Genomic DNA, 17,129 nt, shown 5'->3' on the forward strand with positions numbered 1-17,129 from the left:
CCCCTTGACCAACGGACCTGAGTTGTTTTCAACTCTTACTATTATACAGACTTTTTCAGACTTGTCAACTACTTTTTTTATCTTTTTTCAAGTTAAGTAAAAAGAGCCAGAATTATACTGACTCTTCTATTGATTATTAAACTTAGAAGCACGTTCTTCTCCCCACCAATAGGGCATTAGTTCTGCAACTTTAACTGTTTTTCTTATATTATAGTCCATCATGAATTCTGCATCTTTATTTTCAGCATTAAGCTCTAAAAGAAATTCTCTGCAAGCTCCACAAGGCATACCCGAACTTCCACCATAAGGTGGTTTGTCTCGAAAGGCTAAGACTTTTTTAACCTTAGTTTGTCCTGAAAATTGGTACATATTGAAGAGTGCTGCCCGCTCTGCGCAGAGATGGAAAACACCACAGGTTCCCTCCATACAGAATCCTGTAAATATTTGTCCATCTTCTGCTTCTACTGCGGCAACGACATGATTAGCATAAACAAAATCAGATACTTCATGTGGATTGTATAGTTTCTGTGCTTCTTCGTACATCTTTTCCCAGATGTCCATTGTTGCATCCTTTTTATTTAGAGATTTCTTTTAGCATGTTTTCGATATGCTGGATTGATTTTTCACGGCCTAACAAGAAGATCGTATCTGGCAATTCTGGTCCATGCATTTCACCTGAAACTGCGATGCGAATTGGCATGAAGAGATTTTTCCCTTTGATACCTGTTTCTTTTTGAACAGCTTTGATTTGTGGGAAGATATTCTCTGTTACAAATTCATCATCTGTCATCGCCTCAAGTTTTGCTTTGAAGGCTTCAAGAACTGTTGGGACTGTTTCTCCCGCCATGACTTCGCGCTCTGCTTCTGTCAATTCTGGGAAATCTGAGAAGAAGAGATCTGTCAATGGGATAATCTCATCTACTGATTTCATTTGTGGTTTATAGAGCTCAACTAATTTTTCAGCCTTATCAGTCAATCGACCTGCTTCTTCTAGGAATGGTTTTGCCATTTCAAAGATGGTTTCAAGGTCTGCATTCTTGATATAATCATTGCTCATCCAGTCGAGTTTTTTCTGGTCAAAGGCTGCTGGAGACTTGCTGAGGCGGTTTTCATCGAAAAGTTTAATGAGTTCTTCACGAGAGAAGATTTCATCTTCGCCACCTGGGTTCCAACCAAGAAGAGCAATAAAGTTAAAGACTGCTTCTGGTAAATAACCTTTTTTACGGTAGTCTTCGATAAACTGAAGGGTGTTGGTGTCACGTTTAGACAATTTTTTCCCAGTTTCAGAGTTGATAATCAAGGTCATGTGACCGAACTCTGGAGCTTCCCAACCAAGTGCTTCATAAACCATGAGCTGTTTTGGTGTATTAGCAATGTGGTCGTCTCCACGGATTACGTGAGAAATTTGCATATCATGGTCATCGATGACAACGGCAAAGTTGTAAGTTGGGTAACCGTCTTTCTTTTGGATAACCCAGTCACCACCGATATTGCCACCTTCAAATTCGATATCACCTTTGACCATATCATGCCACTTGTAGATACCTGACTCATTGACAGCCAAACGAACAGTTGGGATGATCCCTGCTGCTTCACGTGCTGCGATGTAAGCTGCTTTTTCTTCTTCACTCATACCAAGGTATTCATTGATGTAGCGTGGTGTTTCGCCAGCTGCTTCTTGGCGTTCGCGTTCAGCTGCCAGCTCTTCTTCTGTAACGTAAGATTTGTAGGCTTTTCCTTCAGCTAATAGTTGGTCGATGTATTTTTGATACAAGTCCAAACGCTCAGACTGGCGGTAATTTTCATGTGTTTCTGGGCTTTCATCCCAATCCATACCTAACCAGCGAAGGTTTTCAAGTTGTGAACGTTCACCATCCTCGACATGACGTTTACGATCAGTATCTTCGATACGAATGATAAAAGTTCCACCATGATGACGTGCATACAAGTAGTTAAACAATGCTGTACGGGCATTCCCGATGTGTAGTAGTCCTGTGGGACTTGGTGCGTAACGTACGCGGATATCTTTTGACATAGTTTCTCCTATAAAGTCTCTAGGCGTCTGCCTTTTTGCTCTCTATATTATATCACAAGTCTTGGCTGAGTCCAATTTCTATGGATAAAGAGAGTAAAAAGAGTGGACAAACCACTCTTTTCTTCTATTATAGACGTGCGTTAAGTTCTTTGCTCAATTCTTCAAATCCTGGTTTTCCAAGAAGGGCAAACATGTTACGTTTGTAAGCTTCAACACCTGGTTGATCAAATGGGTTGATGGCATTCAAGTAACCAGAAAGGGCGATAGCCAATTCGAAGAAGTAGATAGTGTAACCAAGAGTGAAGGCATCTTGCTCTGGAAGAGTCACGTACATGTTTGGTACATCACCATCTGTGTGGGCAAGAAGAACACCATCAGTCGCTTTTTTGTTTACAAAGTCAACGTCTTTTCCTTGAAGGTAACCAAGTCCATCAAGGTCTTCTTCCAAGCTAGGGATAATCACGTTTTTACGAGGTTTGTCAACACGGACAACTGTTTCAAACATGATACGAGTTCCTTCTTGGATAAATTGACCAAGTGAGTGCAAGTCAGTTGAGAAGTTGGCTGAAGTTGGGTAGATACCTTTTTGATCTTTTCCTTCTGATTCACCAGCCAATTGTTTCCACCACTCTGAGAAGTATTGAAGTGATGGCTCGTAGTTTACCAAGATCTCAGTTGCATAACCTTTACGGTAAAGGATGTTACGAACTGCTGCGTATTGGTAAGCTTCGTTTTCAGAGATTTTATCTGAAGTGTAGTCTTTGCGAGCTGCATTCGCACCTTCCATAAGGGCTTTGATGTCAGCTCCTGATGCTGCGATTGGAAGCAAACCAACAGCTGTCAATACTGAGAAGCGTCCACCGATGTCATCTGGAACAACAAATGTTTCCCAACCGTTAGCGTCTGCTTCAACCTTAACAGCACCTTTTTGGCGGTCAGTTGTTGCATAGATACGTTTGTTAGCTTCTTCTTGTCCGTATTTCTTAACCAAGAGTTCTTTGAAGACACGGAAAGCGATAGCTGGTTCAGTTGTTGTACCTGATTTAGAAATCACGTTTACTGAGAAGTCTTTGTCAGCTACGTACTCTACCAAGTCAGCAAGGTAAGTAGATGAGATTGAGTTTCCTGCGTAAAGGATCTGTGGAGCTTTACGTTCTTCTTTTGTTTGCAAGTTTGCAAAGTGGTGATTCAAGAAATCGATTGCTGCTTTAGCACCAAGGTAAGATCCACCGATACCGATTACAACCAAAACATCGCTGTCTGACTTGATTTGCTCAGCAGCTTTCAAGATGCGGTCAAATTCTTCGCGGTCGTAGTTTTCAGGAAGGTCCAACCATCCCAAGAAGTCGCTACCAGCACCAGTTCCTTTACGGATCAATTCATCTGCTGCTGTTACTTGTGCTTGCATGTATTCCACTTCATGTGGTGCAACAAATTTGTCTAAAACTTTTGAATAATCAAATTTAATATGTGACATGTTATTCCTCCAATATTTCTTCCTTTCTATCATAACGCTTACCTTCGTTTTTTTCAAGTTTTTTTGTCGAATTTCTCCAATTTTTATCAGAATTCAAACGTTTGCGTAAAAATGCCACATTCCAAAAATTTTGAAAAAATAAAATAAAGAACGACCAGATGTCCCAGTCGTCACAGTTCATTCAATAAATACTCAAATAGTTCTAAATTGCCATCTTCTTCATTAACCAGAAACTCTGGATGCCACTGCAAACCGATAATGCGGTGCTCATCGATAGACTCAATCGCTTCGATGGTCTGGTCTCTTGGATCAATAGCAGTTACACGGAAATTAGGTGCCAAATCTTTAATGCTTTGACGATGGACGGAGTTGACTTGACTTTCTTTTCCAAATAGCTTAGCCACCACGCTTCCTTCTACTGTCTCAATAGAATGAGATGTTCCGAAAGGCAGACCTTGCCAGTGACCTTCGATTTCTTGATTGAGGGTTCCCCCAAAGGCAACATTGACAAGTTGAACACCGCGACAGATTGCCATAATTGGTTTATTCTGACGAAGCGCTTCTTTCAAGAGTGCCAATTCAAACTCATCGCGCACTAGATTGTAATCATCGCTCTCGATGGTCTTTTTCTCTCCATAAAACTGAGGGTGAACATTTTGACCGCCTGTCAAGATAAGTTTGTCAATCATTTCTACATAATCGCGTACAACTGACTCATCACCAACAGGAATGACTAAAGGGAGACCACCGACTTGACGAATGCTCTCTGCGAATCTACAAGATACAGATGAATGAATGTTTTTGCCTTCCGCGTCTACGGGACATAGATTTGCAGCAACTCCTACAACCGTTCTAGCCATGATGCCTCTCCTTTCGAATGTTAATACTCTTCGAAAATCAAATTCAAACCACATCAGCGTCGCCTTACCGTACTCAAGTACAGCTTGCGACTAGCTTCCTAGTTTGCTCTTTGATTTTCATTGAGTATAACGATAGTCCTATCATATCACTCAAAATGACTTTCGTCTAATATGTTTTTTTTAAGGCTGTGATAAATATTTTTTATGGACAAGAAAAAGCTGCCCACATAGGACAACTTCTTTCTTATTCAAAGACAAATTGATTGTGATAAAGTTCTGAATAGAATCCACCTAGTTTCAAGAGTTCATGGTGGTTACCGCGTTCAATGACTTCTCCATCTTTAAGCACAATAATCTGGTCTGCATTGAGGATGGTCTTCAAACGATGGGCAATGACAAAACTGGTTCTACCTGCTACAACTGCCTCCATGGCATGCTGAATCTTACTTTCTGTCACCGTATCTACGTTTGAAGTTGCTTCATCTAGAATGAGAACTTCTGGATCTGTCATCAAGGTTCGAGCGATAGAAATCAATTGCTTTTGCCCAGTTGAGAAGATACTCTGGTCATCATCGATAAGAGTATCGTATTTATCAGGCAAACTTTCGATATAGTCGTGAACGTGGGTTGCCTTGGCTGCTGCCTCAACCATTTCTTGACTAGCATCTGGCACACCGAAACGGATATTGTCTCGAATCGTTCCACTAAATAAGACCGAATCCTGCAAAACAATTCCTACCTTGCTTCTGAGGCTATCCAAGTCGTAGTCACGGATGTCTTTACCATCAAAATAAATACCACCAGCATCAACATCATAAAAGCGATTGATGAGGTTCATAATAGTCGTTTTCCCTGAACCTGTCGGACCAACAACCGCTGTCATCTGGCCTTTCGGAGCGGAAATGCTGACATCTTTCAAAATAGGTTTATCAGGCAAGTATGAAAAATCAATATGACTAATTTCAACACCTTCTTGCAACTGAGTAAAGATCGGCGCCTTCTCAGGTCGAATTTCTTCCTCTGCGTCAAACATTTCCTGAATCCGTTCAGCACCTGTAAAGGCCAACTGAAGACTTCCCCAACTAGCTGCAACCTGAATAATAGGCTGGTAGTACTGCTGTGAAAATTGGGCAAACATCACAATCAAACCTAGAGCTGTACTTATTTCAATAGCCTTATCATTCAAAAGTACAGCTGAACCAGCAAAGATGACGATGGCTGTGTTAACCAAGCTCATCCCATTCATAACAGGGAAAAGAATTCCTGAGAACATTCTTCCTTTAAAGGTTGCCCTGCGTACGCGCTCATTTTGTTCAAGAAATCCTGCCATCATATCCTCTTGAATTCCTTGCACAATCACGGCTTTTTGGCCTGAGATACTCTCATCCATATAGGCGTTGAGCTTCCCTACCTCTTTCTGCTGGAGGTTGGTGTATTTGCGTGCCATTTTTACGATGAAAATCAGCATGAGGAAGGCCAGTGGTGTGCTTGCTATGGTGATGAGGGCCAGCGTCACATTTCTCGAAAACATGACAAGAATCAGACCGATATATAAAACAATATTGCTCATGACCTGAATCAAACTTTCGTTAAAGGCTTGGAGGATATTATCCAAATCACTGGTAAAACGAGACAAGATATCGCCATCTTGTCGGCGGTCAAAGAAAGAAACCGTCAAGCGAGCAAGCTTACCGAAGAGGCCTTTGCGCATATCGTTTGTCGACTCTGCAATCACGCGCGTCATGAGACACATGTATATCACACTAGAGATAAATAGAACCAAAACCAGCAGGCCAAGATTGACCATGATTGCTGATAGACTTTGCCAAACAAGTTCTGGATTGCCATCTTGATAAGCTTGAACTAAATTAGCTAGTTGCGTCACTGCTTGTCCAGAAAAGACCGGAAAGAGGGCTTGGGCAAGAGTCGCCAGAACAATCATCAGGATAACAACTACAAATGATAGCTTATAGACTTTGAAATAATTCCAAAAAAATTGAACTGTCTTCATTTTACTCCTCCTTTCCTTTCTGTGTTTCGTAGATTTCACGGTAAACAGCATTGTTGGCAACCAAGTCTGCATGCGTACCTTGACCAATCAATCGTCCTTGATCCAGTACCAAGATCTTGTCTGCATGGACAACCGAGCTAATCTTTTGCGCGATGATAATGGTTGTCGTCCCCTTCAAGTCCTTATTCAAGGCTTCTTGCACTAGGCGCTCTGACTTGGCATCCAAGGCCGAGGTCGAATCGTCAAAAATCAGAATACGTGGATTGCTGACAATCCCACGCGCAATCGACATCCTTTGCTTTTGTCCACCAGAGAAATTGGTTCCCCGTTCCTCAACTGGACTTTCAAAGGTTTTTTCCATACGATGAATGAATTCACTGGCTTGAGCAATATTGGCTGCTCGCTCCATTTCAAATAGAGTGGCATCTCCTTTGCCCTGTCTCAAGTTATCAGCAATCGTCCCACTAAAGAGAATGGCACGTTGGAGAACGATAGAGACAGCTTTACGCAGGGTCCCTTCACTCACTTCTCGAATATCCTTGCCTCCGATTTTGATAGCCCCTTCCTGCGGGTCAAAGAGACGTGGAATCAATTGAGCCAAGGTTGATTTTCCTGCACCAGTGGCTCCAACTACACCAACCATCTGACCAGGTTCAATAGTAAAGCTCACATCTTTCAGCATCGGTTCCTTGTCCATTGGATAGGTAAAGGTCACATTTTCAAAGCTAAGACTTCCGACCAACTCTTCATCTGGCACATCCTTGAAGGTCATGGCTGGCTCTGCGTCAAGAATTTCTCGAATACGACGCATAGAAATCATGGCACGACTGACAGAATTTCCCAAAAATCCAACCATAACAATGGTAAAGATAATCTGGCTTAGGTAATTGACAAAGGAAGCAATGGAGCCAACAACTGACGGATCCGACTGAACCATCCCTGCAACTAGCCAAATAGAGAGGAAGACCGCCCCATAACCGACCAACATCATAAAGGGTTCCACTACTGAAAAGGCATAACCAATGTAAAGATTTTGACCGAGTAGCTCGTCTGAAACCTCCGTAAACTTAGCAAACTGCTCTTTTTCTTGGACAAAGGACTTGACCACACGAACGCCACGCAGATTTTCCTTGGCAATGGCATTGATGCGTTCAAGAAGGGTTTGAAACTTGGCAAAACGAGGCCCCATCATACCCATCATGACAGCAGTCAAACCAAAAATTAAGATCACCATGAGAACAATCACCCACCACAGAGAAGGTAGGGTTTGAACCGCCAAGATAAACGAACCGATGAACAAGAGGGGAAGTCTGAAAAGAATTTGGAAGGTCATCATGACCACGTTCTGAATCTGGTTGATATCATTTGTCATGCGAACGACTAGATTTCCCGCATTAAATTGTTCAATATTGGCATAAGAAAAGGTTTGGATTTTACGGAAGGCATCCTCTCGAAGATCGGATGAAACTCCTTGGGCAATATAAGCTGCTAGGACAACATTAAGACCACCAGCAACTAGACCGACCAAGGCCACACCAATCAACCAAGCCCCTATACTATAAATGGCTTCATATTTCCCAGCAAGGAGGGCGTCTAACACTTCCTGCAGGTAACGCGGTTGCAAAAGTGAACTAGCAACCATCAAGCCTGTCATCAGGAGCGAAGCCAAGGCCTGCCACTTGTAGGTTTTTATTTTCTGAATCAGCATACTTTCTCCTTAAAAAATAGACAAAAGGGAGCGACAGTCCGTCAGCTCCTTCTCATTCTGTTTGTGTGATGTTATTCTAGCAAAAAAGTGGAAACTTGTCAAAGAAGTCTCCTTGATACAAATTAGTGCGCTTTCATCTACAGTAATGCATGATAAAGGTTTTTATGGTAAAATAGTAAAAAGAAGGTTATAAAGGAGGGGAATATGGAAAAACAAACCATCGCCGTCTTGGGGCCTGGTTCTTGGGGAACTGCCCTTTCACAAGTCTTAAATGACAATGGACACGAGGTACGTATTTGGGGAAACATTCCCGAGCAAATCAATGAAATTAATACCTATCATACTAACAAACACTACTTTAAAGATGTCGTTCTAGATGAAAATATCATTGCCTACACCGACTTAGCAGAGGCACTGAAAGATGTAGATGCGATTTTGTTTGTTGTCCCAACAAAAGTGACACGACTTGTTGCCCAACAAGTTGCAAAAACCTTGGACCATAAGGCTATCATCATGCACGCATCAAAGGGATTAGAGCCTGATAGCCATAAACGATTATCAACTATCCTTGAAGAAGAAATTCCTGAACATCTCCGCAGTGATATTGTCGTTGTTTCAGGACCTAGTCATGCAGAAGAAACCATTGTGCGTGACCTAACTTTAATCACTGCTGCTTCTAAAGATTTACAAACCGCTCAATACGCTCAAGAGCTCTTTAGTAATCACTACTTCCGACTTTATACTAATACGGATGTTATCGGAGTTGAAACCGCTGGTGCTCTTAAAAATATTATTGCTGTCGGTGCTGGAGCCTTACATGGTTTGGGATTTGGTGATAATGCTAAGGCAGCCATCATCGCTCGAGGCTTGGCAGAAATTACCCGCTTAGGAGTAGCACTTGGTGCCAGTCCATTGACCTATAGTGGCTTGTCTGGTGTAGGAGACTTGATCGTAACAGGAACCTCCATCCACTCTCGTAACTGGAGAGCCGGAGATGCTCTTGGTCGTGGAGAATCTCTAGCTGATATCGAAGCCAATATGGGCATGGTAATCGAAGGAATCTCAACGACTCGAGCAGCCTATGAACTAGCGCAAGAACTTGGAGTCTATATGCCCATTACACAGGCTATTTACCAAGTTATCTACCACGGAACCAATATCAAAGATGCCATTTATGACATCATGAACAATGAATTTAAAGCAGAAAATGAGTGGTCTTAACCCTCTAGAGAAAGGATTCTTATGACATCAAAAGTTAGAAAGGCAGTCATCCCTGCCGCCGGACTCGGGACTCGATTTTTACCAGCAACCAAAGCACTTGCTAAAGAAATGTTGCCAATTGTGGACAAACCAACTATCCAATTCATCGTAGAAGAAGCTCTTAAATCAGGTATTGAAGATATTCTGGTTGTCACTGGTAAATCAAAACGTTCTATTGAAGACCACTTTGACTCAAACTTTGAGCTTGAGTACAACCTCAAAGAAAAAGGCAAACATGACTTGCTAAAATTGGTAGACGAAACAACTGGCATTCGCCTTCACTTTATCCGTCAAAGCCATCCTCGTGGTCTTGGCGATGCTGTCTTACAAGCAAAAGCTTTTGTGGCGAATGAACCCTTCGTTGTCATGCTTGGTGACGACCTAATGGATATCACAAATGACAACGCTGTACCTTTGACAAAACAATTGATGAATGATTACGAGTCGACTCACGCATCAACAATTGCTGTTATGCCTGTCCCTCATGAAGAAGTTTCAGCATATGGAGTTATCGCTCCTCAGGGTGAAGGGATTAATGGTCTCTACAGTGTCGAAACTTTCGTTGAAAAACCAGCTCCAGAGGATGCTCCAAGTGATTTAGCAATTATCGGGCGCTATCTGCTCACACCAGAAATTTTTGAGATCCTCGAAAATCAAGCTCCCGGTGCTGGAAATGAAATCCAGCTTACCGACGCTATTGATACACTTAATAAAACACAACGTGTTTTCGCCCGTGAATTTACAGGAGCTCGTTACGACGTTGGGGATAAGTTTGGCTTTATGAAAACATCTATTGACTATGCCCTCAAGCACCCACAAGTCAAAGATGACTTGAAAGATTACCTCATCCAATTGGGAAAAGAATTAGCTGAGGGGGAATAGAATTAGTTTCCAGTTAATAAATTAAGTCTCCAGCAAGTTGACTCTGGAGACTTAATTATTTTACAAATTTACATACAATTTAAAGATTTATGAGATATGTCTCTAAATCTACCAACTCAACTTCGGTCCTTAATGATGGATTACAGATTTTCAATCAAAAATCGATTTGAAGTTTTAATGATATTTGCTATTTTGGGGACGTCTAAATCATCTGTATACAGAAAATGTTTTTCCTTCTCCTTATTTTTAGCTAGAAACTCACTTCTTGCTTGTATTGATAAGTTGCCCACTCTTTCAATTTCTTTTCGAGAATCATCCCTATCTTTCAAGGTTTTTTCTTCGGCCATTAAGACACAATATTTTAGACCAATTTGTTTTTCTTTTAAGAAAGAAGCAATTTTCTTCAGTTGGTATTCAAAAATGACATACTCTATTACGACAGAGATGCCTCGAGTTATAAAATTATTGGTCAAGCTGATGATATTGTCCCAAAACAAATCCATGTAATAGCCCTCATCTTCCCAGGGAGCCACTATGCCACCTTTAATCATTAAGTAAATCAAATCCCCCTCTATAACTGCACTTTTATCAAAAGAATAAGCTAACTCTTTACTAACAGTACTTTTCCCAACGCCTGGGGGGCCTGAAATAATGTAAACACAATTTTCCAACTTTATACCTCTTTTATTCTAATAATTCTTCAATCAATTTCTAATATTATAACATTTTCTATTTTTAAAATATATAATAAGACTGATACAACACTATATTCTAGAAACTTACGATACAAAAGAAATAAAAAAGCACACCATTCTCAATTTTCTGCAAAAAAACTTATTTACAAATGACTTCTTCGCGATAGAATGGGCGCTCACTTTCTCAAATCATCTACATACAAAGCCTTATTTTAACTTGCTGTGTTGTTTCGAATGGTTCCAAAACACATTAAAAGCTACTCTTTTTTTTAAGTAGCTTTTTTCTTATTCAAGTTTACATATTAGTCGTCACAACCCCATTCCCTTATAGAAAAGCAAAACTGAAAGTCCTACGAATAAGACTACCGCTCCTAACCTCTGGCTGGTACTATACATCCGTCTTTCTCCTCGAACTGGAAAGATAACTGCTAGAAATGCTCCACCAACTGCACCACCGATATGACCTGCTAGGCTGATTCCTGGAATCAGAACACTTCCAATAATGTTAACCACAAAAAGTGTCAGATAAGATTGCCCTAGCTGTTGGATATAAGGATTACGCGTTGCATAGCGAAGAACAATAATCGCAGCAAATAGCCCATAGAGAGAAGTAGAAGCTCCTGCTGCTAAGGTTTTTGGACTAAATACAAAAACAAAGAGATTGCCCATCATTCCTGATAAAAGATATAGAAAGAAAAACTTCTTGGATCCGAAAATTTCCTCTACTTGCCTACCAAGATAATAGAGAGAAAGCATATTGACAATGAAATGTTCCCACCCAATATGAACAAAAATGGCAGAAAAGAGACGCCAAATCTGCTCGGGAAAGAGCCGAATAGCAGGCCCATACATGGCTCCAAATCGAAATAAGGTATCCGCCCTGTCAAAGTTTCCGCCTGCAGTGACCAACATTAGTAAAAATACCAAGGCCGTCACAAAAAGTAAGAAACTCGTCACAGGATAACGTCTATCAAAGATTTCCTTCATCAATTAATACCTCCTGAACAGGAATATCATGGTTTTCAGGTATAAAGTCCTGAATTTGACAAGGATATATCGTACTCAAAGTATGACCAGGAAAATGTTCTAGATAGCGATCATAATAACCTCCACCGTATCCTATCCGATATCCTTCCGTCGTAAAAGCCAGACCAGGAACATGAATCAAATCAATCTGAGAGGCATCCACCACTTCCAAATCTCCCTGTGGTTCCAGTAAGCCAAAGGAAGTTTTTACCAACTGTTGCGGATTATAGACTACAAAGTCCATGCGCCCCTTGGGATAAGTTTTGGGTATCAGAACCTTCTTGCCGTCCTTCAGCATCTGCTCAATCAGTTCCTGCGTTTGAAATTCATGAGAAAAAGAAAGATAGGTTGCGATGACCTCGGCTTCTTGGTAAAAGGGGTGTTGTAACAATCGCTCGGTTAAAGCTTGGTCTATAGCCTGTTTTTGCTCTTGAGATATAGCCTTCATTTCTTGCAAGACTTGCTTGCGTAATTCTGCTTTCATAGACAATTCCTCTACTCTGCTGCCTTCTTTTTCAGGAAACTAGAGACCGCGTCCACCCCAATAGCTAAGGATTCTTCCTTAGGACTCATCTGAGGGTGATGAAGGGCGTAGGGACTATCAATACCTAGCCAGAACATAACGCCATCAACTTTTGAAAGGAGATAACCAAAGTCTTCACCTGTCATAGCAGGTTCGATATCAATCAGCTCAATTCCCTCTTTTTCTTCAAAGAAGTCCATCAGTTCACGCGCCAAGGCTGGATCGTTCTCAACAGGCAGATAACCACCTTGCTTGAGTTCCACTTCGACTTCCATATCAAAGGCAGCTGCAACTCCTTCTGCAACTGTTTTGACCCGCTTTTGCACCAAGAGACTCATATCTTGAGTCAAGGCCCGAATGGTTCCATGCAAAAAGGCTGTGTCTGTGATGACATTGTTGGTTGTTCCGGCTTGGAAAAGACCAAAGGTCACCACCGCTCCCTCGATTGGGTTGACATTGCGGCTGACAACTGACTGCACCTGGGTCACAAAGTAACTAGCAGCCACCAAAGCGTCATTAGCTTCATGTGGAAAAGCTGCGTGTCCTCCTTTGCCTTTGAAACGGATCTTCACCTCGCAAGTTCCTGCAAAGAGTGTATGAGTATTAGTCGCAATCTGACCAACCTTCAAATCTGGCCGAACATGAAGCCCATAAAACTGGTCTGGCAACCAGTCTCCAAAAGCGCCATCCTCATACATGAGCATGCCACCAGCTTCATTTTCTTCAGCAGGTTGAAACAGAAAGAGCAGATTATTCTTTGGTTGCTCCTCAAGGGATCGCTCAAGACAGCCCAAAGCAATAGTCATGTGGAAATCATGGCCACAAGCATGCATACGATCTTGGTGCTGAGAAGCGAAAGGAAGGCCTGTTTGTTCGATGATAGGTAGGCCATCAATGTCTGTTCGCCAACCAATGGTCCGCTCTGGCTGACTTCCCTGCAAATAGACCAAAATACCTGTTCGCCAAGTTCGAACTTGAGCAAAATCCTTACCCGCAGTCAATTTCTCAATCACATCTAGCAAATAAGCATGAGTCTTAAACTCCTCCAAGCCAATCTCTGGAATCTGGTGCAAATCTCGTCTAGTCTGAATCAAATCTAACATCTATCTATCCTCCGATATAGCAGAAAGAGGCTGGAAGAAGGGTTCCGCCTCTTTATTACTTTTACAATTACAAGGTACGAAGCGCATCCTCTAGCGCTGTTTTTTGTTGAGTTTGGGCATCAATCTCTTTGATAATACGAGCTGGAACACCTGCTACAACCACATTTTCTGGGACATCTTGGGTAACAATAGCTCCTGCTGCGACAACTGAACCACTACCGATTTGGACCCCTTCGATAACCACTGCATTGGCACCGATAAGAACATTATCTCCAACACGGACTGGTTCAGCACTAGCTGGCTCAATCACACCCGCCAAAACTGCACCTGCACCAACGTGACTGTTTTTCCCAACGATAGCACGGCCACCAAGGATAGCACCCATGTCAATCATAGTTCCTGCACCAATTTCAGCACCGATATTGATGACTGCTCCCATCATGATAACAGCATTGTCACCAATTTCAACCTGATCACGGATAATAGCACCTGGCTCGATACGAGCATTGATAGCACGTTTGTCTAGCAAAGGAACAGCAGAATTACGAGCATCTTGCTCAACAACATAGTCTTGATTTTCTACCAAACCATCGAGAAGCGGAGCCACGTCCTTCCAGTCTCCAAATAGGACATTCCCTAGTTTGACAACAGAGCTTGGTACAGCAGTTGCAAGTTGTCCTTCAAAGGTTACTTTAACACTAGTTTTCTTTTCAGCATTGGCGATAAATTGGATAATTTCTTGTGCGTTCATTTTTGTGGCAGTCATAGGCGCCTCCTAGTTCATTTTAATGATACCTATTCTACCAAAAAAGGCCTCAAATTTGAAGCCTTTTTGTTTGTTTTTAGGTATGATTTTTAGGGATGTGAGATAAAAGGTGCTGTCGGTAAAAGCAAGCCCCTACCGATACAACCTAAAAACACTCTTCACAACTATCTCCCCGTGTTTTATTGACTATTCTAGTATAGCACACTTTTAGAATTTAGAAAAGACTTTTTATTTACTTTCTTTCGCTTCTTCTATCGATAGGAAAATCATAGGTAAAATAATCAAAGCCATAGCCAGAAGAAGGGACCAATCCACTACCAATCCTAAAAATAAAACACTCAAAAGGGCAGAAGAGAGAGGTTCACTGGCACTGATAACGGAAACCACCAAGGGAGAAACCAAGGACACCGCCTTCATGGAAATAAAAAAAGCAAAAGCTGTACCAAAGAAAGCGATAATAAGGCAAATCAAGATACTCCAAATATCCAGAGTAAAGGAAAGCTGATAAACCGGCGAAAGGACATTGCTAAACAAACCTGCCAAAATCATCCCCCACCCAACCGTGGGTACAAAACCATAGTGCTTCGCAAAAGGCTGAGGCAAGATAACATTAAACATGACCCCCATGGCACTCAACAAACCCGTCACAAGGGCTAGTGGTGTCATGGATAATTGAGAGAGATCCCCCTTTGTCGCCATCAGGCAAACACCCAACATGGCAACCAAAACATAAAAAATAGCGCTTTTTGACGCTCGTTTTTGATAAACCAAGCGATTGTAAAAGAGGATAAAGACAGGACTTATAAACTGTAAAATAGTCGCTGTCGCTGCATTTGAGTATTCTACACAGAGATAGAAAAAATACTGGACTGAAAAAATCCCCAAAATAGCATAGGCTAAAAAGGGCAGGTAATTTTTCTTATCTCGCCAAATATCTAGCACTTGCGATTTTAATTGCACTGCAGAACAAATGAGCACAAGACTCCCTGCCAGTGTCAAACGCATAGAGGTAATCCAGCCAGAGGACACTTGATAATGAGTAAAGAAATATTCTCCTAAAATTCCACAGATTCCCCATATTAAGCCGGATAGAAGCGAATAAATGGTTCCTTTAATAATCTTTTTCTGATACTGATTCATACCTTTATTGTAACACGAAAGGAAAAAAGAAAAAAATGGCAATAGAAAAGTCCCATAAGATCTATAATGAAAAGTTACCAAACAACTCATTAGAAAGAATCATATGGAACAACTACACTTTATCACAAAACTACTTGATATTAAAGATCCTAATATCCAAATTATGGATGCTATCAATAAGGGTAACTTCTCATAGTAACTTCCACTTTTACTAGAGGTGAAACTTAGTTTGGGAATTTAGCTGTTATCAATAGGAATACCCACAAGTAAATCATATCTAAACTGGAATACGATGCCCCATCTTGTCCTCATTGTGGGAAGTCAAATGAAGAAATATGACTTTCAAAAACTGTCTAAGATTCCTTACCTTGAAACGACTGGTATGCCTACTAGAATTCTGCTTAGCAAGCGTCAATTCAAGTGCTATCACTGTTCAAAAACGATGGTGGCTGAGACTTCTATCGTCAAGAGGAATCACCAAATCCCTCGTATCATCAACCAAAAGATTACTCAAAAGCTGATTGAAAAGACTTCTATGACCGATATTTCACATCAGATAGCCATTTCAACTTCAACTGTCATTCGCAAGCTCAATGACTTTCACTTTGAGTGTAACTTTAGCCATTTGCCTGAAATTATGCCCTTGGATGTTAAAACAGTCAGGTGAGTGACTGTTTCAATCGGTAGATGAAGATGAGTTTCATTGCGCAAGATTTTTTAATCTCAGTATCATAGCTGTTCTTGAGGGTAGAACACAAACTGTCATCCGAAATAACTTTCTTCGCTACCATAGAGCTGTTCGCTGTCAGGTAAAAATTATTACTATGGATATGTTTAGTCCTTATTATGACTTGGTTAAACAGCTTTTTCCGAATGCAAAAATTGTACTTGATTGCTTTCACATTGTTCAACATCTAAGCCATGCTATGAGTTGTGTGCGTGTCCAAATCATGAATCAGTTCGATAGAAAATTCAATGAATACAAGGCCATCAAGCGATACTGGATAGTCGTAAACTCAGCGATAAACATTTTTATAGCCATACTTTTCGTATGCACTTGACCAATAAAGAGATTCTAGATAAGCTTTTGAGCTATTCAGAAGACTTGAAACACCACTACAATCTCTATCAACTCTTGCTTTTTCACTTTCAGAATAAGGAACTGGAGAAATTTTTCCGGACTCATTGAAGACAATCTAAAACAGGTTCATCCTCTTTTTCAGACTGTCTTTAAAACCTTTCTCAAGGACAAAAAGAAAATTGTCAACGCCCTTCAACTCCCCTTTTCCAATGCAAAATTGGAAGCAACGAATAATCTCATCAAACTTATCAAGCACAATGCCTTTGGTTTTCGGAACTTTGGAAACTTCAAAAAACGGATTTTTATCGCTCTGAATATCAAAAAAGAAAGGACGAAATTTGTCCTTTCTCGTGCTTAGTTTTTCATCAACCCACTACAGTTGACAAAGATCCAATTAAAAAAAGAGAGAAGCAAACTGATTCTCTCTTAATGTATATAATATCTAGTCAAACAAAAAAAGATACGCTTACGTATCTCTGTAATGAATCGGGAAGACAGGATTCGAACCTGCGACACCTTGGTCCCAAACCAAGTACTCTACCAAGCTGAGCTACTTCCCGAG

The 17,129-nt window shown here is 41.1% G+C and carries 14 protein-coding genes, 1 tRNA gene and 1 pseudogene; 3 read left to right on the top strand and 13 right to left on the bottom strand.

What is annotated here, in order from left to right; genetic code table 11:
• Positions 1-126: 126 nt before the first annotated feature.
• The 6 genes from N8O80_RS09265 to patA form a co-directional block, all read right to left on the bottom strand.
• Positions 127-561 (bottom strand): cytidine deaminase family protein, encoded by a 435-nt coding sequence (locus N8O80_RS09265; RefSeq protein ID WP_042749937.1) that lies wholly within the window; start codon positions 559-561, stop codon positions 127-129.
• A gap of 13 nt (positions 562-574) precedes the next feature.
• Positions 575-2,035 (bottom strand): glutamate--tRNA ligase, encoded by a 1,461-nt coding sequence (gltX, locus tag N8O80_RS09270; protein ID WP_261028070.1) that lies wholly within the window; start codon positions 2,033-2,035, stop codon positions 575-577.
• A 127-nt stretch (positions 2,036-2,162) separates the two neighbouring features.
• Positions 2,163-3,512 carry a glucose-6-phosphate isomerase gene (locus N8O80_RS09275; protein WP_049551029.1) on the bottom strand — a complete coding sequence of 450 codons (1,350 nt, stop codon included), beginning with the start codon at positions 3,510-3,512 and terminating at the stop codon, positions 2,163-2,165.
• A 170-nt stretch (positions 3,513-3,682) separates the two neighbouring features.
• Positions 3,683-4,372, bottom strand: a complete 690-nt coding sequence (locus N8O80_RS09280) for a gamma-glutamyl-gamma-aminobutyrate hydrolase family protein (protein ID WP_000124770.1) — start codon at positions 4,370-4,372, stop codon at positions 3,683-3,685.
• 244 nt (positions 4,373-4,616) lie between these two features.
• Positions 4,617-6,383 (bottom strand): multidrug efflux ABC transporter subunit PatB, encoded by a 1,767-nt coding sequence (gene patB, locus N8O80_RS09285; RefSeq protein ID WP_261028072.1) that lies wholly within the window; start codon positions 6,381-6,383, stop codon positions 4,617-4,619.
• A gap of 1 nt (position 6,384) precedes the next feature.
• The gene (patA, locus tag N8O80_RS09290; protein WP_261028073.1) at positions 6,385-8,091 is read right to left on the bottom strand and encodes a multidrug efflux ABC transporter subunit PatA; all 1,707 of its coding nucleotides are present in this window, start codon (positions 8,089-8,091) and stop codon (positions 6,385-6,387) included.
• Positions 8,092-8,295: 204 nt separating this feature from the next.
• Between patA and N8O80_RS09295 the strand changes: the two genes are divergently transcribed.
• Both N8O80_RS09295 and galU read left to right on the top strand, forming a co-directional pair.
• Positions 8,296-9,312: an NAD(P)H-dependent glycerol-3-phosphate dehydrogenase gene (locus N8O80_RS09295; RefSeq protein ID WP_261028074.1), complete on the top strand. Its 1,017-nt coding sequence runs from the start codon at positions 8,296-8,298 to the stop codon at positions 9,310-9,312.
• A 21-nt stretch (positions 9,313-9,333) separates the two neighbouring features.
• A complete protein-coding gene (gene galU, locus N8O80_RS09300; protein ID WP_261028075.1) occupies positions 9,334-10,233 on the top strand; it encodes a UTP--glucose-1-phosphate uridylyltransferase GalU in 900 nt (299 codons plus the stop codon).
• Between the two features lie 140 nt (positions 10,234-10,373).
• Here the strand turns inward: galU and N8O80_RS09305 are convergent, their stop codons facing one another.
• The 6 genes from N8O80_RS09305 to N8O80_RS09330 all read right to left on the bottom strand — a co-directional run bounded on the left by N8O80_RS09305 (position 10,374) and on the right by N8O80_RS09330 (position 15,486).
• A complete protein-coding gene (locus tag N8O80_RS09305) occupies positions 10,374-10,904 on the bottom strand; it encodes an ATP-binding protein (RefSeq protein WP_042749927.1) in 531 nt (176 codons plus the stop codon).
• Between the two features lie 333 nt (positions 10,905-11,237).
• Positions 11,238-11,915, bottom strand: coding sequence for a rhomboid family intramembrane serine protease (locus N8O80_RS09310; RefSeq protein WP_261028078.1), 678 nt, complete (start codon positions 11,913-11,915; stop codon positions 11,238-11,240).
• A complete protein-coding gene (locus tag N8O80_RS09315) occupies positions 11,899-12,438 on the bottom strand; it encodes a 5-formyltetrahydrofolate cyclo-ligase (RefSeq protein WP_261028079.1) in 540 nt (179 codons plus the stop codon). The genes N8O80_RS09310 and N8O80_RS09315 overlap by 17 nt, the downstream gene beginning before the upstream one ends.
• Before the next feature lie 11 nt (positions 12,439-12,449).
• On the bottom strand, positions 12,450-13,580 hold the full coding sequence (locus N8O80_RS09320) for an N-acetyldiaminopimelate deacetylase (protein WP_261028080.1): 1,131 nt from the start codon (positions 13,578-13,580) through the stop codon (positions 12,450-12,452).
• 67 nt (positions 13,581-13,647) lie between these two features.
• On the bottom strand, positions 13,648-14,346 hold the full coding sequence (dapD, locus tag N8O80_RS09325) for a 2,3,4,5-tetrahydropyridine-2,6-dicarboxylate N-acetyltransferase (protein ID WP_000127460.1): 699 nt from the start codon (positions 14,344-14,346) through the stop codon (positions 13,648-13,650).
• Positions 14,347-14,574: 228 nt separating this feature from the next.
• Positions 14,575-15,486, bottom strand: coding sequence for a DMT family transporter (locus N8O80_RS09330; protein WP_120770659.1), 912 nt, complete (start codon positions 15,484-15,486; stop codon positions 14,575-14,577).
• 103 nt (positions 15,487-15,589) lie between these two features.
• Here N8O80_RS09330 and N8O80_RS09335 point away from each other — a divergent pair.
• Positions 15,590-16,925 (top strand): annotated as a pseudogene (locus N8O80_RS09335) (ISL3 family transposase).
• 128 nt (positions 16,926-17,053) lie between these two features.
• Here the strand turns inward: N8O80_RS09335 and N8O80_RS09340 are convergent.
• Positions 17,054-17,127: transfer RNA gene (locus N8O80_RS09340), tRNA-Pro, on the bottom strand.
• Positions 17,128-17,129 lie beyond the last annotated feature (2 nt).

The sequence above is a fragment of the Streptococcus mitis genome (assembly GCF_946190155.1).
GTDB lineage: Bacteria > Bacillota > Bacilli > Lactobacillales > Streptococcaceae > Streptococcus > Streptococcus mitis_CL.